Origin of the sequence: Mangrovibacterium sp. (assembly GCF_041596335.1) — a bacterium.
Lineage (GTDB): Bacteria > Bacteroidota > Bacteroidia > Bacteroidales > Prolixibacteraceae > Mangrovibacterium.
Window position 1 is genome coordinate 43,402 of the sequence record NZ_JBFHIT010000024.1, and the last position, 21,151, is coordinate 64,552.

The window sequence follows — 21,151 nt, forward strand, 5'->3', positions numbered from 1 at the left end:
GATTTCCTCCTCTATTGTTTTTTATCGACTCCTGATGCACGTTACAATGCGAACATTGTCGCCGTTCATCCTGACCTTGATCGTCCCGCAGTTCACATCAAGTTATAAATCAACAAAATAATGCGGGTTCAAATCCGGCGCAAAGATAATTAATAAATTGGAATGCTGATCTCTGGTGAAATTTGTGCCTGAATTTTGTTTCCGCCCCGCAAAAGATTCCGGCTTAGTCTATTTCTTCCAGCTCGGCCAATGTCTCCTCGAGCTGGGCAATATACCGGCCATACAGGCGACGGAATCCCCAATGAAAGATCAGAAAAATAAGGGCAAGTACGCCAAGCAGGATGGCAAAACTTCGTAACACAACAGCTTGGTTATGTTCGGAGAACAGAACTTCGCTTCCCAAATTCGGGTTAGCAAAAAAACCTGCGACAACAGATACGGCTATTGCGAGCAGCAAAACACTGAGCGACCAGTAAAACAGGCGACGATAAGTAAGCAACAACTTTACCGAAGAGCTTAGCACGCGATGCATATCGTTACTTTGAGAATACTCGCTTTTTACACGTTTGTATTGCAGCCAAAAATACAGGAATGTCCCCAACAAGAACAGAGTGTTCAACCAATCAATAAGATAAATCCAAACGGGAACAGCTACATCTCCGGCCATATTAGGAGTTATGAATAGATCATCGATTACAAAAAACAGCACCAAAGCCGCGATAACCACGAATCCGATTCGCACATTGCGGTTGATACGGTCAATCAGGCCATTCGCTTTTCGCTTCAGCATTCGACGAAGCTCCGACTCATCCAACCGGTGCTTGCTGACATCGGTTCCGGCATATTTGTTCCAGGTATTTTTGAGTTGATCCAGTTCCATTTTAGCCTTCCTTATTCATTTGTTTCTTCAACTTATGCTTAATCCGGTTCATTTTAACCCGCACATAATTCTGGGTTATACCGGTGATCTCGGCTATTTCTTCATAGCTTTTATTTTCGAGATATAGCAGGATAATGGATTTTTCAATTCCGCTTAAACGAGCAACAGCCTGATGCATCAAACGCATCTGCTCGTCGGTGGCAGGGTCGTATTCCTCGTGTACCAGCTGCACCTGTTCAACTGTTAAACTATTTCGGTCGGGCTGGCGTTTTGTTTTTTTGAAGCTGGTAATGGCCGTATTCAGTGCCACCCGGTACATCCAGGTTGTAAATTTCGATTCCTCGCGGAACGATCCGAACGACTTCCACAATTGGGCAAGAATTTCCTGAAAAAGGTCGCGGCGATCTTCTTCTGAATCACAATACACAGAACACACCTTGTGGATGATCCCTTGATTTTCGTTGATTATTTTAACAAATTCTTTTTCCAACCCGGCACAATTAGTCTCGAAATAGCCAAATGATTTTATGTCGGCTATTAGCTCATTTTAAGAAAACCAATTTCTCTTTCGCTCAGGAACCGCCATTTACCGCGTGGCAGATTTTTCTTGGTCATGCCTGCAAAAACAACGCGATCGAGTCGTGCCACTTTGTATCCGAGGTGCCCGAAAATCCGTCGAACAATCCGGTTACGACCGGAATGAATTTCGATGCCCACCTGCTTTTTGTCGGCTGGATCTACATAGCTGATTGAATCCGCTTTGATGAAACCGTCCTCAAGCTCGATACCGTTTTTCACTTGTTCGAGGTGTTCTTCAGTAAAATCGACATTCAGAAAAACATGATAGATTTTTTTCTTTTCGTAGCTCGGATGAGTCAGTTTCTTAGCTAATTCTCCATCGTTGGTAAAAAGCAAAACCCCCGATGTCTCCTTGTCGAGACGTCCGACCGGGTAAATTCGTTCAGTACAGGCATGATCGACCAACTCCATCACCGTATGTTCAGCATGCGGATCATCGAGTGTAGTCACATATCCGCGGGGTTTGTTGAGCAGCAAGTATACTTTTTTCTCTACATCAAGCAATTTACCTTTATAGCTCACCTGGTCATTCCGGCTCACTTTGGCTCCCAACTCGGTCACCACTTCGCCATTGACGGTAATTTCGCCATCGGTGATCAGCTTATCGGCATCACGGCGCGAGCAGATTCCCGAGTTTGCAATAAATCGGTTTAACCGAATTTGCTCCTCACCTTTTTTTACAACGGTGATTTTCTTCTTTCCGGATTGATCCGGATTTTCAGTCTGTTTTGGTTTCCGACTGAAATTTTTGTCTCCGGTAGAATTTTTCATATTTCTCATAACGTCTTCTGAATTGTGGCAAAGGTCGGAAATTTATGCGAATAAAAAAGAGATGCCCAACGATCAGAGATGACTGATAGTGGGGCAATTCAAAATTCGTCGCGTCAGAATCTCATGTCGCGAATGATTAACGGCCTAAATCGTTGATTGGTATTGAATTGATGTTGTCGCGCGCTTTCGGTTAACCGACTGATTTGCGCATTAACAAAGCTTTGCTGCCGTCTTTGTAATACGCCCGGCGTTCGCCAAAAACCTCGAATCCCTGTTTCAGGTACAACTTCACAGCTGCTTCGTTGTGCTCACTTACTTCCAGGGTGAGGAATTTATAACCTGACGAGGCAGCGCGTCTCAATGCTTCATCGAGCATCGACTGAGCGATTCCTTTGCCCCGATGTTTCGCCGAAACAGCCAGAGAATACACGCGCATGCCGGAGCTGTTCTTCTTCTTCAGCAATATCATGAACGAGCTGATCTCTCCATTTTCGCGGGTCACCAAAAAATCGGATTTCGCTTTTAACATCAGGTATCGCAACTGCCGCTTCGAAAAGGCTTCAGCATTAAAGCTCAGTTGCTCCAGCTCAAAGACCTCCTTTAAATCTGAGGCGCCAGCCCGCTCTATTTTTAACGGGTTCATGCTTTTCGGCCTTTTAGTTCCATTCGGCTAACGAATTCGCGCAAAATACGCCGATACAGTTCATCACCCAAAATGTCGTCTTCAACACCTTGATCAATCGACGGGTTATCATTCACTTCAATTACGTACGAGCGACCTTCAATTTCTTTCACATCAACACCGTACAATCCTTTTCCGATCAGTGAGGCCGCTTTTACAGCATTACGAACGACATGTTTGGGCACTTTGCTCACCGGAACCGACTCGTAGGCTCCCGACTTGGTTTTTTCTCCTTCGTGGTTGTAGATCTGCCAATGCCCGCGTGCCATAAAATATTTACAGGCGTAAAGCGCTTCGCCATTGATGATTCCGATACGCCAGTCGAAAGGTGTGGGAACAAATTCCTGCGCCAAAATTACCGATGTCTTTTCAGCCAGCTTATCCATCGCTGTTTTGTACTCTTCTTCCGTTTTTACTTTATACATACCGACTGAAAAAGAGCCATCCGGAATTTTGAGCACAATCGGATTTCCCAGATAATTGGTAACCTCTTCGAAAGGAGCTAAATTATTTTTGAAAATCAGTTTCGATTTTGGAGTCGGAATCCCTTCTCGTTCAAGCAATTCCTTTAGGTACACTTTATTGGTGCAACGAATGATCGACAGTGGATCGTCGATAACCACCATATCAGCCTGATGCGCTTTTTGCGATAAACGATAGGTAATATGGTTCAAGGCTGTTGTTTGCCGAATGAACAGACCGTCGAATTCGAGCAGACGTGTCGTGTCATCCTCGGTAATCAGCTCGGCATTGATATTCATTTTTTTTGCCTGACTGATAAATTTATTCAATGCAGCTTTGTTGCTTGGTGGCAACTGCTCTGCGGGATCATACAAAATAGCCAAATCAAAGCGCGAGGCTTTATGATGACGCGGCTGACGCCAGATTTTCTTATTGAAATTATCCAAGGCCATGGCAAATAAATCCTCCTGCGAATCGTCCAGCTCGTCCAGGTTTAGAATTTTCACCGATTCAATTTGGTTTTTAGGCCGGTTAGCCAGGGTTACCCGAAGGATCGGACAAGGCAATTGTTCGAAAATGAAGCGGGCAATCTTACTTAGCTCCGGATCTTTTGTCAGGCCAAAACAAATATCGATATCAAAACTTTCGATCGACGAATCTTTGGCTTGCATCCATTTGTAACAGATTTTTTGCAGGCTGTCGTCCATGCGGGTAAGCGCACCGCTATCAATCCGGTTTAACACGTCCACATTGGGGATTACTTTATGCCCCCGAGCCTGAGCCAACAACGAACAATAATAGCCTTCGGTATGATAATCCAGCTTTTTGCACAGGTTTATTACTAGTAGCGGCTGCTTGCTTAATTCTTCATTCTCCAGATAATCAGCTGCCGTAATCAGCGTTTCAGTTTCGTAATAAGGTTTCCATTGATCCAACGAATCGACCAGAATGAGTATTGATTGCATTTTATAGTATTGTCAAAACAAAATAGAAAATTGATCTTTAATCTTAGTTATAACTTCCTGCTCCTCACAACCTCCAATAAGCGATCATTACAACAGCAGAATTCTAGAGGACAGACACTTACAGCGTAAAACAACACTGTTTTGTTAGGGTACAATTGTACGGAATTTCTTGAAAGATTATTCAACAAAACACTATTTTTTAAAGAAATTATACAAGTTTCTTTGGGCAGCCTTAAAACCAATAAACAAACCGTTTCTGAGTGGCTTAGGACGACAGATTTAAAGCAACGGACTGAGTAATCGCGCAAACGATTCTTTTGCCTTTTCCAAGCGGGATCGGTTCGCCCATTCCTCCGGAACAATCTGTCGGCTTTGCTCAATATCCGCCAAGTATTGTTTCTCCAATTCCGCAGCAGTCGCTTCATCATAAATCATCGCATTCACCTCGAAATTGGTTTCCAGGCTTCGGAAATCGAAATTGGCTGTACCTACCGATGAGAAAACACCATCGACAATGATTAGCTTGCTGTGCAAAAATCCGGCTTGATAAAAGTAAATTTTAACGCCGGTTTCCAGCAATTCCTCAATAAATGAACGGGTACTCCATTTCGGAGTGATCGCGTCCGACTTGTGGGGCAATAGTATTCGAACATCGATGCCCCCCATAGCGGCAACTTTCAGTGCATTCAGAATTTCGGGGGTTGGAATCAGATAAGGAGTAGCAATGTATACCCGATCTCTTGCCGAAGCAATAGCCGCGAAGTAGGCCTGCCCAATACTTTCCCAGTCGGAATCGGGACCACTGGCAACAATTTGCACTAATTTCCCATGCCCTTCCTCAACCGGAAGAAAATAATTTGGTCCGTGAAAAATCTCTCGCGACACAAAATACCAATCGCCCATAAAAATAATTTGCAACATGGTTGCAGCTCCTCCCTGAACCATCAGGTGGGTATCGCGCCACCGACCAAGACTTTTGGTTCCGTCCTGGTAGCGATCGGCCACATTCAACCCGCCAACAAACGCGGTATGCCCGTCAACAACCACAATTTTGCGATGATTGCGATAGTTTACCCTTGAGGTCAGATGCGGAAAACGAACTTTCATGAAGCAATCAATTCTCACCCCTGCTGCCTTTAACGAGGCAATGTATTTGCGCGGTAACGCCCAGCTTCCCACATCGTCGTAAATTAAGCGAACCTCAACACCTTCGTGGGCTTTTCGAATTAAAAGCTCTCGCAGCTGGTTCCCAATTGTGTCGTTATCAATAATATAAAACTCAACATGTACGTGATGTCGGGCCTGTTCAATGGCCTGAAAAATAGCGGGAAAAGTTTGCTCCCCGTTCTTCAGAATCCGAACCTCGTTATTGGAAGTCATCAATGCATTCGAATTCGAAAGCATTAAACTCATCAGGTGTTTCTTACTTAAAATAGCTTCATTGAATCCGTTAAAAGCCTGTGGCATTTTTACCAGCTGATCTTGAGTCATTTTCCGCAAACGCTCCAAGCCTTTTAATCCTTTGCGCGAAAACATCTTCTTCTTTCGGTATTCCTGCCCGAAAAACAGGTAGAAAACAATTCCGAAAAACGGCAATAGCACCAATACAACAACCCAACTAATCGCTTTTAGCGGACTGCGGTTTTCCAACACAATAAGGATCGCTATAAAAATAACAGTTAGCAAATAAAGCGCACTCAACACAACAGTCAGGTTCTCCCAAAGAAAGGAAAGCAGTTTATCCATGTTCGTTTTTTGATTCCTTCATTAAAATTCGAAAAATTATCGTTGATTAACAAACCAATTTATATTTCGTAAAGAATAAAAAAAGAATGTCATGAATTCCAATTTTATGAAGTATTTGTCAATCATCGGATTGCTTGCGCTTTTTATAGCAGCTTGCTCCGCTAAAAAATTGCTAACGATCCAAACGGTGCCCGAAGCAGAAACTGCTGATAGTATTAGTTATGAGTTAATCGTACTGGACCCGGGTTTCGACAGCTGGTTTTATTCGCAGGCAAAGTCGCCCAATTTTCATTCGCAAACTTATTATGAAAACTGGAACCAACAGTATGTGAATGCTTGGAACTACGAACGGATTGGCTACCGACATTCCAATGTAATACACGGCAGTATCGATTATGATTCGAGTGTCGATTATGGACTGGAAATAAACCACAAACTCTTCTACTATTTTATGTATGTTGAAAATAAACTGGGCATCCGACTCCTTGCGAACGGCCCGAAATCTTTTTAGCTGAAATTCGGATTTTAACGAATAAAGACCTGCAACTGAGTATCGTGCAGTAATTCGCCTTTTTGCGGAAGTGCATTCAATTTTGGTGCTGGCACACCATTCCCAAACCAGCTGTGGCCAATGTAAATATGCGCTTCATCCCACATTTTCTGATCGATGAAAGACTGCAACAACTGACGACCACCTTCGACCACCAACGATTGAAGATTTTGTCCGTACATCCAGTTCATGATTTGCGGAATAATGTTCCGGCTGAAGTCGAGCTTTACAAATTCCAGATTTTCAACCGACTGAAGTTCTTCACGCGTAAACACGACTGTTCGAACGGTTTTATCCTTCAGGAATAAGTCGGCCGGAAGCTGATTTCGCCGATCGAGCACCATACGCACCGGCTGCTTGCCTTCCCATTCGCGAACAGTCAGCGATGGATTGTCTTTCCAGGCTGTGTTTGTTCCAATTAAAATTGCATCGACTTCGGTACGTTGCTTATGTACGATACGCCGCGCCAACTCGTTGCTAATCCAGGTGGGCTGACCAAACTCGGGGTGCGAGCGGTCAATGTCAAGAAAGCCGTCGAGGGTTTGAGCCCATTTCAGAAAAACATAAGGGCGTTGCTGCTGATGAAACGTGAAAAACCGGCGGTTCAGTTCCAAACAAGCTTCTTTTAAAACGCCAACTTCAACCTGAATGCCTGCCCGAACCATTTTGTCGATGCCTTTACCAGCCACTTCGGCAAACGGATCAACCGAGCCAACAACCACCCGGGGAATTCCACTTTCAATAATCAGGTCGGAACAGGGAGGTGTTTTTCCATAGTGCGCACAAGGTTCCAGGCTCACATAAATGGTCGATTCTTTGAGCAACGACCGATCTTTAACCGCAGCAATGGCATGCACCTCAGCATGTGGCCCGCCACATTGCCGGTGATAACCTTCGCCAATAATCCGGTCGTTGTGCACCACAATGGCGCCAACCATGGGATTGGGAGCTACTTCGCCCTTGGCCAGCAGTGCCAGTTCGATGCAGCGTTTCATATATTTTTCAGCTTGAGTCAACGGTGGAAAAACTTAACTTTGGCAAAAATACAAATAAATGAAGGCAAGCCTCCAATATATCCGCAAAGAATTAAACGATCACTATCCGAAAGAGGAAACCGAGAGTTTTATCCGGCTGATTTTTTCGTGGCTGAAAGATTACTCGCCAACCGACATTCTATTGAAAACGGAGGAATTGCTGACTGATGACGACCGTGCCAAACTGGTTGAAGTTGTTGAACGACTGAAAACCTATGAACCGATTCAGTATATTTTTTCCGAAACGGAGTTTTACGGCCTCCCCTTTCGCCTGAGTGCTGACGTGTTGATTCCGCGGCCCGAAACGGAAGAACTGGTTGATTGGATTTTGAAAGACAACCTGCCAACTGAGGCTCAAATTCTGGATGCCGGAACCGGCAGTGGGTGCATTCCGGTGAGCCTGAAGAAGTACCGACCGCAAGCCAGGGTTTCGGCCTGCGACATTTCAACCGGAGCACTGAACATTGCAAAAGCTAACGCGAAACTGAACGATGTGGCTGTTCATTTCTTTGAGATGGACATTTTACGATCGGCCACCGTGGAACTGCCCGAAAAACTGGACATTCTGGTGAGCAACCCACCCTACATTACCGAGTCGGAAAAGCATCTGATGAACAACAACGTTCTGGACTACGAGCCCCATTTGGCACTTTTTGTTGCCGACAATCAGGCGCTTATTTTCTACCAGGCTCTGGCCCGATTAGGAACACGAAACCTGAAACCCGGTGGGAAGATTTATTGGGAAATAAACGAAGCCTACGGAAACGAATGTTGCGAACTGCTTCAACAACTCGGCTACACCGACATTGAGCTTCGGAAGGATTTGAATGGAAAAGACCGGATGATCCGGGCTATTTACGCTGGCGACAAAGAGTAAGGTAGATTTTAATCTTCCTGCAGGTTGAACGGCATGATCCCGAAACCTAACATTTCCTTGCCGCGCGCCAACGGCACGCTTTCGCAAGGCAACAGAGCCTCGCCACTCGCCGGCGGCACGCTTTTGCGAAACAACAAAGGGTTGCCGCGCATCAGTGGCATGATCCCGCAAAAAAACAAGGACCTGCCGCGCACCGATGGCAAGCTCTCGAAATACAACATTTGCCTGCCGCGGAGCAACGGCAATGCTTCGTATTTCAACAGAGGCTTCCTGCTGCAACAAACCCCGCTCTTCCGGATATGCACCAACATTGCACAGAGGGGCTGGTCAGGATTTGCAATCCTGACCTTGTAACCTGGGATTTGCAATCCCATTAAAGCAACTGCCTTTATCATACAAATTCAATATTAACAAGTCCTTTTTCATCTGCATAATCTCTTGCCGAACTGTATAAATATTCTTCGGGATTTGCCACCAACTCGGCCTTGACCGGATTGAAGTGGATATAAGCCATCTTTTCTTCCCGGCGATATTCTATTGCGTATTCCCATAGGCGTGAAGGTACAATTTATTTGGTATATGCGGATTGCAAATCCGGTGTTAACAAGGTCAGGATTACAAATCCTGACCAGCAATTACCAGCTTTTGGCATATCCCGAAGAGCGGAGATACTTGATAAGATTACCAGTTTATACGGCTTAACTATTGACCAGATTGTACACCCTGAAAACGGCATACCTAAAGAAGTTACTATTGAGGATAAAGGACTACTTGAACAAGTAAAACTTATTCAGGAACTAGAAGAAAAAGACAGAAACACGGTTTTTAATATTATTGATACCATGCTTACCAAAGCCAAATTTAAAGACTTCTTTAATAAAAATATTGCTGCTCTATAAAAGCAAAAAGCCCGATTGCCTCGGGCTTTCCTTTTCTTATTTTATAGTCGTCCAATATTATCTCCTATAACAATTACTATAACTACCAATGTTACTACCCACAATAGCGATGTAATAATATTGTACTTTTTATATAACAATTGAGCTCCTTTGTCTTTCTTCGGAGCATCTTTCATTTTTATAAAAGTTATGGAATTTTCCTTAAGATTATTTGGCAACAACTTTTTTGAGTTTAACTCTCTTATCACGAAGTACCTCACACCAAATAGAACGAGATAAACGACTAAAATAATCGGTAGTATTGTATTCATTTTTTCTTGTTTTAATATTTAGGTCCATGCCAAATTCCAACCCCAGTCACTTGCCTATGCACTCTATCCAACCTATCAAAAGATTCAAATGCAGAATACATATCAACACCAAATTTAAAGTCAACACCAAAGCCAATTGGCATTTGATACCCAAAACTAATAGGAGTAATCATAGGTGCTGCCCCTGTTGACAAATCAAAGTTTGCTATCGTGCCGTTAGCACTCCACTGTGAGTTATATCCATTGTGCTCCATTTTAACACCGCCATTTAACATTGCATGTCCAAACGAACCCTCTATTGTTGCTTTTCTATATGGTATATACTGAAAACCCTTTTCGGTCAATCGGAATGTCATATAATCCATGGTAGCAGAGGCTTTTCCTTTAACACCAAAACCTCCAAGATTAAAACTGCTTTCGTAACCAACTCCAAATTTGATATTCAGCTCAATTAAAAGTTCATCACCTCCACGGCTACCTCCTTGCGATTTGGCAACATAAGGCGTAAAATTATATAATCGGCACTGTCCATTTTGGATTGCGACGTAATAATCACTTCCACTGGCTGTTTGAAAATTCATCCATCCCTCAAGACCCATTGACTCAACCTTAAGCATGTAAGCCGCCAATTGTTCTATTGTGTTCGCCCTCTCCGGGCTTGACTGACTATTGATGTTACTATTACCCGATGAAAATTGCCCAACCCAGGTCTGGTAGTTTGCAAAAGCAGCAGCAGCTTCAGCACCACCATAATAGTATTCCCATGCCATGTCGTATTCGTCTAAATTGGTATAACCACTTCCATAAGCTCCAAGTTTTGGAGGTCTACTACCGCCACCACCACCAGATCCCAGACCCGTGGAGGTAAACAAGCCTGTTGAACCTACGAGCACCCCATAATTATACACTTGGTAACCAGTGGGGTCGGTGTATTTCAGCGGGTTGTTCAGGCAATAGCTATAGCGGTTGTAGTTCTGGAAGTTCTCGGGTGCCTGCAACACCGGATCAGCACTCAGGAAACGCCCGACCATGGGATCGTACATGCGGCCGTTCATATTAATGATCCCAAACTGATCGAGATGTTCGTGCCCGGTATAGCCACGGTCGAATTTTGCAGAGGGTAAACTGTTGTAGGTCCAGTTAGCGGCATTACGCTGCCGACCCCAGGCATCAAAGCCCAGTTCCTGAACCGTACTCCCTGCTGAGTTGGTAATAAAATCACAGAACCCAAATTGTCCGAGTGGATGTAATACATAGCGCCGTTGCCGTTTGTTTTTTCGTAAACCGAGGTCAAACCTGCCGGTGTGCCCCTGCTCTTCCGGATTTGCAACTATTTTGGTCGATTTCGAAGAGCCATGGGCACAGAAAATTACTCACAATCAACTATGCTTATTATATCTGGATCAGGTTGATTTACAAAATAAGTCTTAACAAATTTAAGATTTTGACAGGCACTCTCATTGTCACCGAGGACTGAACTCAACATTATTAGTCGTGAATAATAATCAGTGTTCAGAGGTTCTCTCCTCAACAATTCGACCATTATTTCATATGCCTCCGGATATCTTTCCTTTGACATCAACTTGTCATATTTATTCAAAACAACCTCTGATTTTTGGTAATTAGTGGCCGTTGCGAGTTGGCTCTCAATAAAAACAGTAACTACAACCTCATCTTGTATCTGAAGCTTAAAGTTTGAACTATCAATATTATACTCACCTCCTTTCATGCAGAATACTACGGGCACGATTACGATCTCACTTTTTTTAGTTGCCATGGAATCATCTAATGCTTTCCAGTAACCCTTTGTAGACTCAAACAGTGATAGAACATTATTATCGATCGAGGGAGCGAGTGAGTTAAAAGAAAATACTTGCTTTACTCCTCCATCAGTATCCAAAACCATTCCAGCTAAAAGAACTCCAGTATTTTCAAATGCTTCAGGAGGGAAATATACGTTTCGAGCAATATATTCCCGAAACGAACCATATTCTTCATGGTGAAATCTATTCAAAGGAGAAACATCCTTCAAACTATGATCCTGCCCAAAGGCTTTAACATAAAACACGCAAATTAAAAAGAGTAAACAAATTTTTAACCTAGTCATATTCTAAACATATAAGTTTGATCGATAGTTATTTTTATGCCAACTGTGCTATTTATCCCAAAAAAGTCCATCCATCAACAATAAATAATCAGATTTAACAACAGCTCTTTTCGACCACCCAATTTACGATAAATATTCTTTAGACTGTTTTTAAATTCCTTTGTATTGATGACCTGAGACGGCTCTATTCACGACTCCGGAACATTTAGATGTTTTGAAAACGCAGGGGGTAATGGTCCCCTGTTCGACTCTCTCTGCAAGCGCAATGGTGTGTAGCGCGCCGTACTGATTGAACGGACCGAAAAACACAACTTTCTTCCGGCGAATTGTGATGTAATTAAAACCGATGAACCGGATTTTAAACTTCATCTGTTTTAAGCAGGCAATTGCGTAATTTGATTGGCGGATACTTTCTCTTTTCTATCTTTACAAACGAAACACAATTAAACAATTCATCCTTGAAGCGCTTTTTCAGAAATATCATTCTATTTTTTAATTTCATAGTGGCTGTCACCCTGCTACTGATCTACTGGTCGGTTATTATCAGTCCCGAAAAATTCTGGGCTCCCGCGCTTCTTGGGCTGGCCTATCCGTATGTGTTTTTCACCAATGTGTTGTTTGTTCTTTATTGGCTGTTTACATCGCCCAAATGGTCGCTTATTTCGCTCATTGTTATTGGCATTGGGTTTAACCCCGTTCAGAATTACTTTCAGTTTTCAGCACGCGAAACCGATCAGTCGGGCATTGTGGTTTGCAGCTACAATGTGAAAGCGTTCAACGAGAAGGGCTACAAAAATGTGAACGAAACAGCGGCTAAAATCGTTGACCATTTAAGCCGTAAGAACCCCGATATTGTTTGCTTTCAGGAGATGAGCTACCTCGGACCAAAAGGATTCGAGGGTTTTAAAAAGCGAGTAAACCTGAAAGGATTGCCCAAATATGTTGATGCCAAGCGCTCGAATGGACCAATTACCTTCAGCAATTTTCCGATTATCAACAACGGAGAAATTCGGTTTGAAAGCACCGGTAACATGATTGTTTTTACCGATGTGGTAACAAAAACCGATACTTTGCGCATATTCAACTGCCACCTTCAAAGCTATCGGTTTACACCGGCCGATATTAGCTCGCTCGACTCGATATCACTGGACAAACAAACCGAAAGTTTAAAAGAGTTTCGACTATTTGGGTCGAAGCTAAAAAAAGCATTTGTTAAACGTGCGGCGCAGGCAGAAGAGCTTCGCAGGCAAATTGATCAGTCTCCCTATCCGGTAATTGTTTGCGGCGATTTTAACGATACGCCTGTCTCGTACGCCTACAGCACCGTTCGCGGCGATCTGAAGGATGCCTTTGTTGAATCAGGCGTTGGAATCGGAAATACCTACCTGGGCAAGCTTCCTTCGTTCCGGATTGATTACATTTTACACAGTTCAACCTTTTCGGCTTACAATTTCAAAATCGATCATGTCGATTTCTCCGATCACTATCCGGTGAGTTGCACCTTATTGCGCGAGTAATACCAATTGCAGCTTAAGTTACAACTTAGCATGTGCAGCTATAATACCGGCAACACGTTTTGCTGGCTTGTTCCTTTTTGCCCGCTGCAGTTTACCACCGCCAGCCGCTTTTACAGTTTTAAATGAAAACACACTCGATGTACTACGGCTTGCCTGCGGTATCATCAAACATCTCATTTCATATCGCTTTACTTGCCTTTATTTTGTAATTTACTGGTCATTTCCGTATCAATCCAAAATTACAGTTATGTCGAAAAACGCACATAAAAAGCATTCAAAGCGCCTCGAAAAAGGGTTTCAACATATTGAGACTCAAAAAAAAGATCACCGAACCATCAGCAAAAAAAAATACACCAAGTCGCTCAAAAAACTGGAGCTGGAGCTAATCAAACTTCAGGAATGGGTGAAACTGAAAGGAATGAGAGTGGTTGTGTTGTTTGAAGGGCGAGACGCGGCCGGCAAAGGAGGAGTAATTAAACGAATTACGGGCCCTCTAAATCCGCGTATTTGCAAAATTGCGGCTTTGGGAACCCCGACCGAACGGCAAAAATCGCAGTGGTACTTTCAACGTTACGCTGCGCATCTGCCGGCTGCGGGCGAAATTGTTTTGTTCGACCGCAGTTGGTACAACCGGGCAGGAGTTGAGCATGTGATGGGGTTCTGCACCGACGAAGAATATGTTGAATTTTTCCGCAGTTGTCCCGAATTCGAGCGGATGCTGATCCGCTCGGGAATCATTCTGATCAAATATTGGTTTTCGGTCTCAGATGAAGAGCAAGAGAACCGTTTTCAGGATCGAATAAACGACCCCACCAAACGCTGGAAACTGAGTCCGATGGATCTGGAATCGCGCGAAAAGTGGGTTGAATACTCGAAAGCCAAGGATGAAATGTTTAAGTACACCGATATCAAACAAGCACCCTGGTATGTTGTTCCGGCAGATAACAAAAAACTGGCGCGTTTGAATTGCATCCATCATATGCTCAGCCTCATTCCGTATGAGTCTATTCCTTCAAAACCGATTCAATTACCTCCCCGCAAGGAAACTCCGAGTTACTACGTACGCACGCCAATTTCGGATCAGACCTTTGTGCCGGACCGCTACAGCAGAAAAGCTGAAAAACTTGCAGACATGAACCTTACTGACCTAACAACACCACCTTCTGATTTTGAAAACAACGGGTCGGAGAAAAAATAAACGATTGGGATCGAAAAAACCAGGAATGAGCCGATTGCAGGAGCTTAAAAAAGTCGTTTCCGCTTCAGCAGGAAATTCATAAGCACATCGGAAAAGCGTTGGTGGATGTCTACTTCAACCAAGTCGATTTGGTATTGGCCGCATTTCATTTTCAGATCTTCAAAATAGCTTTTTACAGCCTGGCTATAGCGTTCCTTCAGATCGCCGGGGCTTAACCGCAATTGATGCCCGGTTTCCAAATCAACAAACCGATAAGGCCGATTCAAAAAATCGAGCTCTCGTTCCTGTTTGTGATCGGTCACATGAAAAAGCACAACCTCGTGTTTATTGTATCGTAAATGTTGCAAGGCCGAAAAAATATCATCCGAGTTACCGCTATCCAACATATCGCTAAACAAAATAACCAACGAACGTTTGTGCACCTGTTCGGCGATTTGGTGCAACGCTCCAACGGTGTTGGTCGTTTTATTCAAATCGCCCTTACCCACCGAAAGCAATCCGGACAATTTTCCGTAAAGCAGCTCCGCGTGAACCGACGACAATCGATTTTCGGAATGAAATTCAATATGATCGGAGAAAAGCGTCAACCCAACAGCATCGCGCTGCTTGCGCATTAAATAAATCAATGCGGCAGAACAATACACCGAAAAAGCCAACTTGTTCATCAGCTTATTTTTCCCGCTTTCAAACGGGAAAAGCATAGACGAAGAGGTGTCGATTACCAACTGACAACGCAGGTTCGTTTCTTCTTCGTACTGTTTCACATACAGACGGTCGGAACGGGCAAACAACTTCCAGTCGATATGTTTGGTTGATTCGCCCTGATTGTATTGTCGATGTTCGGCAAACTCCACCGAGAAACCATGAAAAGGACTTCGATGCAGTCCGGTAATAAATCCCTCGACTACTTCACGGGCAATCAACTCAAGGTTATCGAATTGCTGAAACTGTTGAATGTCGAAGAGTGTGTTCATGCATACAAAAATAGAAGAGCTTAGCGCAATAACAAGGTGAACGCCGGAAATAATTCCCCCCGGAGGATTTACCTAATGATAGAACCATCAGCGATCACCGGAAGATTGTGCCCCCTTCCGAAATCGGATTTCCCACGCCTGCATACGCACGATCTATTCGTCCACAATCCGGTATTTCTTGCAAATTACACCCGACGAATAGCTGCTCAGTTCGATTAGCTTCAGTTGTCGCTCAACCAACCGGCCCGAGAAAAGCGGCACTCCTTCACCCAGCGTTACGGGCATTGTAAACAGGTAAATCTCATCGATCAGGCCTTCGTTGTACAACAGACTATTTATTTCGCCGCCACCAATCAACCAGATTCCTTTTCCATGTTCCTGCTTAATTCCCTGAACAAAAGAAGCAACATCGTCACCAATAAATTTCACAAAATCAGTGTCATGTTTCCCTTTTTGCCGGGTGAACACGTAATTTTCTTTTCCGGCATAGGGAAAATCGATTCCAAAGGAGTGGATTTTTTCATAGGTTCGGTTTCCCATCAGCGTTGTGTCAACTGATTCGAGAAAGGACGAGTAGCCGTAATCCTCGTTTTCGGCATTGCTAAACTGATCCAACCAATCGACATCACCATTCATTCGGGCGATTTTTCCGTCCAGACTTTGAGCAATATATAAGGTTACTTTTCGCATCGTGTATCAAATTTAAGCCAAAAAAAGGCATGAATAAATTCACACCTAATTTTATTTTTATTCGTTTGTGTTATAAAACGGCATCAACTTTTGCCGCTAAACTCGACTTTGGCGCCGCGCCAACATGCTTATCAACAACTTCGCCGTTTTTAATAAACAGGATTGTTGGGATGTTGCGGATACCGAATTTCATCGCTACGTTCGGATTGCTGTCCACATCAACTTTAGTCACCAACAATTTGCCTTCGTAGTCGTGCGACAGTTCTTCAACTACCGGTGCCACCATGCGACATGGGCCACACCATTCAGCCCAGAAATCGACCAATACAGGGATTTCTGATTTCAATACAACTTCTTCAAAGTTTGCGTCATTAACTTCAATTGCCATAATAGAATATTTTTATAGTTTGAATTTCAATTTTTAACCTCTAAACACTAGCTCCGCTATCGATTTCAACTTAGCGAAAGTCGAAATTAGAGCTTTTCGCCCGGGCCTGTCCCTCCAAAATTAGTTAATTTTAAAAGACAGATTTTCGTGTTCACGTAAAAAAGTCTCAATCTGCCGATTCATTTCAATTCGAGTGTTTCTTGAAAACAGATTGACAACAGTTTTTGTTTCGGGATCCCACAAATTAAACTTGAGCAAAGCCGTTCCTTTATTTTGCAGGCTCATGGACTCAATGTCGCGAATAAGTTCTGGCGTAATCGCTTGGATCGCCATTTGAACCGTAACGGTTTTCACCAGGTTCTTACGCACTTCCTCCAGCATTTCGATGTAGCGAACCCGGTACTCCAGCCCTCCCCGGAAACTCTCCTGTACAACGCCCTTGACCATGATAAAAATGTTCGGCTTGCAATATTTACCGAACTCAACATAGTCCTTCCCAAAGAAGAACATGGTGTAAGAATCTTCGTAATCGGTGAGCGTAAGTTTGCTGTATGGTTTTCCGGTTTTTCCGACTGTTTCGAACGCCTCGGTCACCATACCGGCAAAGGTTATTTCGCGCCCTTTCAAGGCATCAATATTGTTGTTCAGATCTTTCAGCGTAAACTCGCGACTCACAAAGTTTTCAAATTCCAATCGGTATTCATCCAGCGGATGAGCCGACAGGTAGATTCCGATCAACGATTTCTCTTTTTCAAGCAGCACCAGGTTGGCAAACTCAGGCACATTGGGAATGTCGGGCTTTTTAACAGCCTGTGCCGACATGATTTCGCCAAACAACGACTGCATCGCATTATTGCTTTCAGCCTGAATTTGATGGCCGTATTTTATCAGTTTTTCCATGAAAGGGGCGTCATTCTCATCTGCTCCGGCAAAAAACTGACTTCGTTTCAATCCAAAACTATCGAAAGCACCGGCACTGGCCAATCCTTCAAAGTTCTTCTTATTCACCGTTTGCAGGTTTACCCGTTCCGCAAAATCGAAAATGTCAGCAAACGGACCGTTTTTCCGGGTTTCAATAATATCAGTCACCGCGCCGGCGCCAACCCCTTTAATCGCAGCCATCCCGAAGCGCACATCGCCTTTCTTGTTCACCGTAAATTTCAGGAAACTTTCGTTCACATCGGGCCCAAGCACATTGATTCCCATTCGCTTCGACTCCTCCATCAGTTTGGTGATATCGACAATATTACTCAGGTTTCGGCTCATGTTGGCAGCCATAAACTCGGCCGGAAAGTGGGCTTTCAGATACCCAGTTTGATAGGCGATGTAGGCGTAACAAACCGAGTGAGACTTGTTAAAGGCGTAACTGGCAAATGCTTCCCAGTCCTTCCAAATTTTATCAATTAGTTTATCAACTTCTTTTTCTTTACCAACTTCTTTGCAGCCTTCCATGAATGCCGGATTGGCTTTACAACCATCCACAAACTTCAGTTTCAGCTTGTCCATCATGGCTTTAATTTTCTTTCCCATCGCTTTACGCAACGAGTCGGAGTCGCCACGGGTGAAATTCCCCAGATGACGAGACAGAAGCATCACCTGTTCCTGGAACACCGTAATACCGTAAGTGTCGCTCAGGTATTTTTCCATCATCGGGTGATCGTATTCCACCTTTTTACGGCCATGTTTCCGCTCAACATAATCGGGGATGTATTCCATCGGCCCCGGGCGATAGAGCGCGTTCATGGCAACCAAATCCTCAAATCTGTTTGGCTTCAGGTTTCGCAGGTGCTTTTTCATTCCCGGCGATTCAAACTGAAATATCGCGGTAGTATCTCCCTTGCTAAACAGCTCAAATGTTTTAGCATCTTCCATCGGAATTTTATCAATATCGATTTCAATTCCTTTGGAGAGACGAATATTTTCGAGTGTTTCTTTTATAATTGACAGGGTCTTCAAACCCAAAAAGTCCATTTTCAGCAAGCCGATCGCTTCAACAAACCGACCATCATATTGCGTCGTAAAGAGCTTTTCCTCCTTGGTTGGCATAATCGGGATGTGATCCGTCAATGGGTCGCGGCTGATGAGAATTCCACAGGCATGCACCCCTGTTTGACGGACTGAACCTTCCAACGTGCCGGCAAACTTAAGGGTACTGGCGACAAGTGGATTATCCGAGTTTTTCTCGGCCAACAACTCATGACTTTCTTTGTAAGCTTTCTCGAAAGTCATTTTGGGCGCTTCAGGAACCAACTTGGCTAATCGGTCGGCATCAGACAGTGGTAGTTTCAACACTCGTGCAACATCGCGAATTGCCAGCTTGGTGGCCATTGTACCAAATGTACAGATATGAGCAACTTTATCTTGCCCGTATTTTTCGGTTACCCAGTCGAGCACCATCTGACGGCCATCGTCATCAAAGTCGATATCGACATCGGGCATTGAAATCCGGTCGGGGTTAAGGAAACGTTCGAACAGCAAATCGTATTTAATGGGGTCGATGTTGGTAATTCCAACGCAATACGAAACGGCCGCCCCTGCAGCCGATCCACGTCCAGGCCCCACAAGTACTCCCATATCGCGGGCTGCCTGAATAAAATCCTGTGTGATAAGGAAGTATCCGGGAAAACCCATTGTTTTAATTGTATCCAACTCAAAATCGATCCGTTCCTTCACATCAGGCGGCAGCGGATCGCCATAGCGCGGTTTCGCTCCAAGGTAGGTCAAATGCTCCAGATAGTCAGACTCAAGCTTTACGCGAACAGTTTTTTCGTAACCACCGTTACGTTTCATCGTGTCTTCACCAAATTCGGCAATAATAGCCGCCTCGTCGAACTTTTGCAGATACTCAGCTTCGGTTCCAAATTCTTCAGGAATTGGAAAGGGTGGCATAATAGGTGACGAGTTCAGTTCGAACTCTTCCACTTTATCCACAATTTCCTGGGTGTTAAACAACGCCTCCGGAACATCGGCAAACAGCTCGTTCATTTCGGACTGGGTTTTAAACCACTCCTGCTTGGTATAGCGCATCCGGTTCGGATCGTCAAAGTCCTTTCCGGTGTTTAAACAAATCAGCAGGTCGTGCGCATCGGCATCTTCTTTATTGATGAAGTGTACATCGTTCGTACAAATCACCTTCACATCATGCTTCTTTGCCAGCTCAAGCACCCGCTCGTTCACCATCACCTGGTATTTATACACCTGCTCGTTCAACTCTGGCATTTCCGAATTATGGCGTTGAAGCTCCAGGTAGTAATCGTCGCCAAAAACGGATTTGTACCAACGTATGGTTTCCTCGGCCTCTTCGACGGTAGTATTCATAATATGCTGCGGCACCTCTCCTCCTAAACAAGAGGACGAAACGATCAAGCCTTCCCGGTGCTTCTCCAGCAAATCTTTATCGATTCGAGGCTTATAGTAGAATCCGTCGGTTGCTGCTGTCGATATCAGCTTAATCAGGTTGATATACCCGGTTCGGTTTTTCGCCAACAAAATCAAGTGATCGCCCGAACGGTCAACCTTATCGTTTTTATCAGAAATTGTACGACTGGCGACATAGGTTTCGCAGCCTAGAATCGGCTTTATTCCCTCGCGTTTGCAAGTATCCCAAAATTCCTTTATCCCGAACATCATACCGTGATCGGTCAAGGCCAAGGCGGTCATGCCATCCTTTTTTGCCTTACCAACAAGGCCTTTTATGCTGGCTGCTCCATCCAAAATTGAATATTGGGAGTGAACGTGTAAATGCGTAAATGGAATCATTTTCAAATCTTTTAAGTCTTTCTCTCGTTTCGGTTAAGCGTCTTTTTGCTTTCAGCTTAAATTTACATTTTTCAGATCGACCGTCGAGCCTTTTTCGTAATAAATTGAATCATTCGTGAAGTGATAGTCGATCTCCGGCCTGTAACAGCGCTAACTAAAATAAAATGAAGCTTTTCAACTTTGCAGTTGTTTCATTCCGAATTTTAGAGCCGGCAAAAATACCAAATTAATGGAGAAGGCGAAGCCTGAATTAGTCGTTCACCAACTGGTCGAAGATTGAAAAGATCAGATCCGACTCGAAACCACGACTTTGCGCAAAGCGAAAAACTTTTGCTCTCAAGTCGTATGAATTCGCGGCTTTCGTTTTCCGAATCTTCTCCTGCATCAACTTTCGGATCGTTTCCCGGTAATCGTCATCAATAATTTCCTCCAAAGCAGATTGAATGACGACCGAAGAAATTCGCTCGGCTTTTAGGTGATAGGCTATTTTCACCCTTCCCCACTGATTGAACCGAAACTTATCGCGCACATAGCTACGAGCAAATCGTTCTTCATCGAGGTATTTCTCCTCAAACAATCGTTGCATCACCGAGTCGGTTTCGCGATCATCTAAGCCCCATTGCTGCAATTTTTGCTGAATGGAGGCCGGACTTTTTTCGGCTCGACTGCATAAAACAGCAGCCCGCGAATAGCCATCTTTTTGTTTGTCTGAGAATTCAGTCATGCTTAATAATTGCATTGATCGTACAAAGTTAATACCTT

22 protein-coding genes are annotated in these 21,151 nt (G+C 44.0%); 6 read left to right on the plus strand and 16 right to left on the minus strand.

Annotated elements, in window-relative coordinates; all coding sequences use genetic code 11:
• Positions 1 to 223 precede the first annotated feature (223 nt).
• The 6 genes from ABZD21_RS10215 to cls all read right to left on the minus strand — a co-directional run bounded on the left by ABZD21_RS10215 (position 224) and on the right by cls (position 6,085).
• The gene (locus tag ABZD21_RS10215; RefSeq protein ID WP_372774881.1) at positions 224 to 880 is read right to left on the minus strand and encodes a hypothetical protein; all 657 of its coding nucleotides are present in this window, start codon (positions 878 to 880) and stop codon (positions 224 to 226) included.
• A 1-nt stretch (position 881) separates the two neighbouring features.
• Positions 882 to 1,370 carry an RNA polymerase sigma factor gene (locus ABZD21_RS10220; protein ID WP_372774882.1) on the minus strand — a complete coding sequence of 163 codons (489 nt, stop codon included), beginning with the start codon at positions 1,368 to 1,370 and terminating at the stop codon, positions 882 to 884.
• Between the two features lie 47 nt (positions 1,371 to 1,417).
• A complete protein-coding gene (locus ABZD21_RS10225; protein WP_372774883.1) occupies positions 1,418 to 2,239 on the minus strand; it encodes a pseudouridine synthase in 822 nt (273 codons plus the stop codon).
• Between the two features lie 181 nt (positions 2,240 to 2,420).
• Entirely contained in the window at positions 2,421 to 2,873 is a 453-nt protein-coding gene (locus tag ABZD21_RS10230; RefSeq protein WP_372774884.1) for a GNAT family N-acetyltransferase, read from the minus strand.
• Positions 2,870 to 4,339: a RimK family protein gene (locus ABZD21_RS10235; RefSeq protein ID WP_372774885.1), complete on the minus strand. Its 1,470-nt coding sequence runs from the start codon at positions 4,337 to 4,339 to the stop codon at positions 2,870 to 2,872. Before ABZD21_RS10235 ends, ABZD21_RS10230 begins: the two co-directional genes overlap by 4 nt.
• 279 nt (positions 4,340 to 4,618) lie before the next feature.
• Entirely contained in the window at positions 4,619 to 6,085 is a 1,467-nt protein-coding gene (cls, locus tag ABZD21_RS10240) for a cardiolipin synthase (RefSeq protein WP_372774886.1), read from the minus strand.
• 91 nt (positions 6,086 to 6,176) lie between these two features.
• On the opposite strand from cls, the gene ABZD21_RS10245 reads away from it, so the two are divergent.
• Entirely contained in the window at positions 6,177 to 6,596 is a 420-nt protein-coding gene (locus ABZD21_RS10245) for a DUF6146 family protein (RefSeq protein ID WP_372774887.1), read from the plus strand.
• Between the two features lie 14 nt (positions 6,597 to 6,610).
• Here the strand turns inward: ABZD21_RS10245 and ribD are convergent, their stop codons facing one another.
• On the minus strand, positions 6,611 to 7,651 hold the full coding sequence (gene ribD / locus ABZD21_RS10250; protein ID WP_372774888.1) for a bifunctional diaminohydroxyphosphoribosylaminopyrimidine deaminase/5-amino-6-(5-phosphoribosylamino)uracil reductase RibD: 1,041 nt from the start codon (positions 7,649 to 7,651) through the stop codon (positions 6,611 to 6,613).
• A gap of 37 nt (positions 7,652 to 7,688) precedes the next feature.
• Here ribD and prmC point away from each other — a divergent pair, with 37 nt between their 5' ends.
• The 3 genes from prmC to ABZD21_RS10265 all read left to right on the plus strand — a co-directional run bounded on the left by prmC (position 7,689) and on the right by ABZD21_RS10265 (position 9,445).
• A complete protein-coding gene (gene prmC / locus ABZD21_RS10255; RefSeq protein WP_372774889.1) occupies positions 7,689 to 8,546 on the plus strand; it encodes a peptide chain release factor N(5)-glutamine methyltransferase in 858 nt (285 codons plus the stop codon).
• A 24-nt stretch (positions 8,547 to 8,570) separates the two neighbouring features.
• Positions 8,571 to 8,900: a hypothetical protein gene (locus tag ABZD21_RS10260; RefSeq protein ID WP_372774890.1), complete on the plus strand. Its 330-nt coding sequence runs from the start codon at positions 8,571 to 8,573 to the stop codon at positions 8,898 to 8,900.
• Positions 8,901 to 9,118: 218 nt separating this feature from the next.
• Positions 9,119 to 9,445: a hypothetical protein gene (locus tag ABZD21_RS10265; RefSeq protein WP_372774891.1), complete on the plus strand. Its 327-nt coding sequence runs from the start codon at positions 9,119 to 9,121 to the stop codon at positions 9,443 to 9,445.
• A 41-nt stretch (positions 9,446 to 9,486) separates the two neighbouring features.
• On the opposite strand, the gene ABZD21_RS10270 is transcribed toward ABZD21_RS10265, so the two are convergent.
• The 4 genes from ABZD21_RS10270 to ABZD21_RS10285 form a co-directional block, all read right to left on the minus strand.
• Positions 9,487 to 9,756 carry a hypothetical protein gene (locus tag ABZD21_RS10270; protein WP_372774892.1) on the minus strand — a complete coding sequence of 90 codons (270 nt, stop codon included), beginning with the start codon at positions 9,754 to 9,756 and terminating at the stop codon, positions 9,487 to 9,489.
• Between the two features lie 11 nt (positions 9,757 to 9,767).
• Entirely contained in the window at positions 9,768 to 11,126 is a 1,359-nt protein-coding gene (locus ABZD21_RS10275; RefSeq protein ID WP_372774910.1) for an RHS repeat domain-containing protein, read from the minus strand.
• On the minus strand, positions 11,126 to 11,863 hold the full coding sequence (locus ABZD21_RS10280; RefSeq protein ID WP_372774893.1) for a hypothetical protein: 738 nt from the start codon (positions 11,861 to 11,863) through the stop codon (positions 11,126 to 11,128). The genes ABZD21_RS10275 and ABZD21_RS10280 overlap by 1 nt, the downstream gene beginning before the upstream one ends.
• Positions 11,864 to 12,013: 150 nt before the next feature.
• Positions 12,014 to 12,232, minus strand: coding sequence for a hypothetical protein (locus tag ABZD21_RS10285; RefSeq protein WP_372774894.1), 219 nt, complete (start codon positions 12,230 to 12,232; stop codon positions 12,014 to 12,016).
• 89 nt (positions 12,233 to 12,321) lie between these two features.
• Here ABZD21_RS10285 and ABZD21_RS10290 point away from each other — a divergent pair, with 89 nt between their 5' ends.
• Both ABZD21_RS10290 and ppk2 read left to right on the plus strand, forming a co-directional pair.
• Positions 12,322 to 13,380, plus strand: coding sequence for an endonuclease/exonuclease/phosphatase family protein (locus tag ABZD21_RS10290; RefSeq protein ID WP_372774895.1), 1,059 nt, complete (start codon positions 12,322 to 12,324; stop codon positions 13,378 to 13,380).
• A 247-nt stretch (positions 13,381 to 13,627) separates the two neighbouring features.
• Positions 13,628 to 14,578 carry a polyphosphate kinase 2 gene (gene ppk2 / locus ABZD21_RS10295; RefSeq protein ID WP_372774896.1) on the plus strand — a complete coding sequence of 317 codons (951 nt, stop codon included), beginning with the start codon at positions 13,628 to 13,630 and terminating at the stop codon, positions 14,576 to 14,578.
• Between the two features lie 44 nt (positions 14,579 to 14,622).
• Here the strand turns inward: ppk2 and ABZD21_RS10300 are convergent, their stop codons facing one another.
• The 5 genes from ABZD21_RS10300 to ABZD21_RS10320 form a co-directional block, all read right to left on the minus strand.
• The gene (locus tag ABZD21_RS10300; RefSeq protein WP_372774897.1) at positions 14,623 to 15,552 is read right to left on the minus strand and encodes a DUF58 domain-containing protein; all 930 of its coding nucleotides are present in this window, start codon (positions 15,550 to 15,552) and stop codon (positions 14,623 to 14,625) included.
• A gap of 153 nt (positions 15,553 to 15,705) precedes the next feature.
• Positions 15,706 to 16,242 carry a dihydrofolate reductase family protein gene (locus tag ABZD21_RS10305; protein ID WP_372774898.1) on the minus strand — a complete coding sequence of 179 codons (537 nt, stop codon included), beginning with the start codon at positions 16,240 to 16,242 and terminating at the stop codon, positions 15,706 to 15,708.
• Between the two features lie 70 nt (positions 16,243 to 16,312).
• A complete protein-coding gene (trxA, locus tag ABZD21_RS10310) occupies positions 16,313 to 16,630 on the minus strand; it encodes a thioredoxin (RefSeq protein ID WP_372774899.1) in 318 nt (105 codons plus the stop codon).
• 120 nt (positions 16,631 to 16,750) lie between these two features.
• A complete protein-coding gene (gene dnaE, locus ABZD21_RS10315) occupies positions 16,751 to 20,389 on the minus strand; it encodes a DNA polymerase III subunit alpha (protein WP_372774900.1) in 3,639 nt (1,212 codons plus the stop codon).
• Positions 20,390 to 20,639: 250 nt separating this feature from the next.
• On the minus strand, positions 20,640 to 21,113 hold the full coding sequence (locus ABZD21_RS10320) for a regulatory protein RecX (protein ID WP_372774901.1): 474 nt from the start codon (positions 21,111 to 21,113) through the stop codon (positions 20,640 to 20,642).
• Positions 21,114 to 21,151 lie beyond the last annotated feature (38 nt).

What these genes read in the sequence shown, in the direction of transcription:
- ABZD21_RS10280 (WP_372774893.1), bottom strand. Translation starts at nt 11,863, where the DNA reads ATGACTAGGTTAAAAATTTGTTTACTCTTTTTAATTTGCGTGTTTTAT.
- ABZD21_RS10225 (WP_372774883.1), bottom strand. Translation starts at nt 2,239, where the DNA reads ATGAGAAATATGAAAAATTCTACCGGAGACAAAAATTTCAGTCGGAAA.
- ABZD21_RS10305 (WP_372774898.1), bottom strand. Translation starts at nt 16,242, where the DNA reads ATGCGAAAAGTAACCTTATATATTGCTCAAAGTCTGGACGGAAAAATC.
- cls (WP_372774886.1), bottom strand. Translation starts at nt 6,085, where the DNA reads ATGGATAAACTGCTTTCCTTTCTTTGGGAGAACCTGACTGTTGTGTTG.
- prmC (WP_372774889.1), top strand. Translation starts at nt 7,689, where the DNA reads ATGAAGGCAAGCCTCCAATATATCCGCAAAGAATTAAACGATCACTAT.
- ABZD21_RS10285 (WP_372774894.1), bottom strand. Translation starts at nt 12,232, where the DNA reads ATGAAGTTTAAAATCCGGTTCATCGGTTTTAATTACATCACAATTCGC.
- dnaE (WP_372774900.1), bottom strand. Translation starts at nt 20,389, where the DNA reads ATGATTCCATTTACGCATTTACACGTTCACTCCCAATATTCAATTTTG.
- ABZD21_RS10320 (WP_372774901.1), bottom strand. Translation starts at nt 21,113, where the DNA reads ATGACTGAATTCTCAGACAAACAAAAAGATGGCTATTCGCGGGCTGCT.
- ABZD21_RS10270 (WP_372774892.1), bottom strand. Translation starts at nt 9,756, where the DNA reads ATGAATACAATACTACCGATTATTTTAGTCGTTTATCTCGTTCTATTT.
- ABZD21_RS10235 (WP_372774885.1), bottom strand. Translation starts at nt 4,339, where the DNA reads ATGCAATCAATACTCATTCTGGTCGATTCGTTGGATCAATGGAAACCT.
- trxA (WP_372774899.1), bottom strand. Translation starts at nt 16,630, where the DNA reads ATGGCAATTGAAGTTAATGACGCAAACTTTGAAGAAGTTGTATTGAAA.
- ABZD21_RS10230 (WP_372774884.1), bottom strand. Translation starts at nt 2,873, where the DNA reads ATGAACCCGTTAAAAATAGAGCGGGCTGGCGCCTCAGATTTAAAGGAG.
- ABZD21_RS10245 (WP_372774887.1), top strand. Translation starts at nt 6,177, where the DNA reads ATGAATTCCAATTTTATGAAGTATTTGTCAATCATCGGATTGCTTGCG.
- ABZD21_RS10215 (WP_372774881.1), bottom strand. Translation starts at nt 880, where the DNA reads ATGGAACTGGATCAACTCAAAAATACCTGGAACAAATATGCCGGAACC.
- ppk2 (WP_372774896.1), top strand. Translation starts at nt 13,628, where the DNA reads ATGTCGAAAAACGCACATAAAAAGCATTCAAAGCGCCTCGAAAAAGGG.
- ABZD21_RS10300 (WP_372774897.1), bottom strand. Translation starts at nt 15,552, where the DNA reads ATGAACACACTCTTCGACATTCAACAGTTTCAGCAATTCGATAACCTT.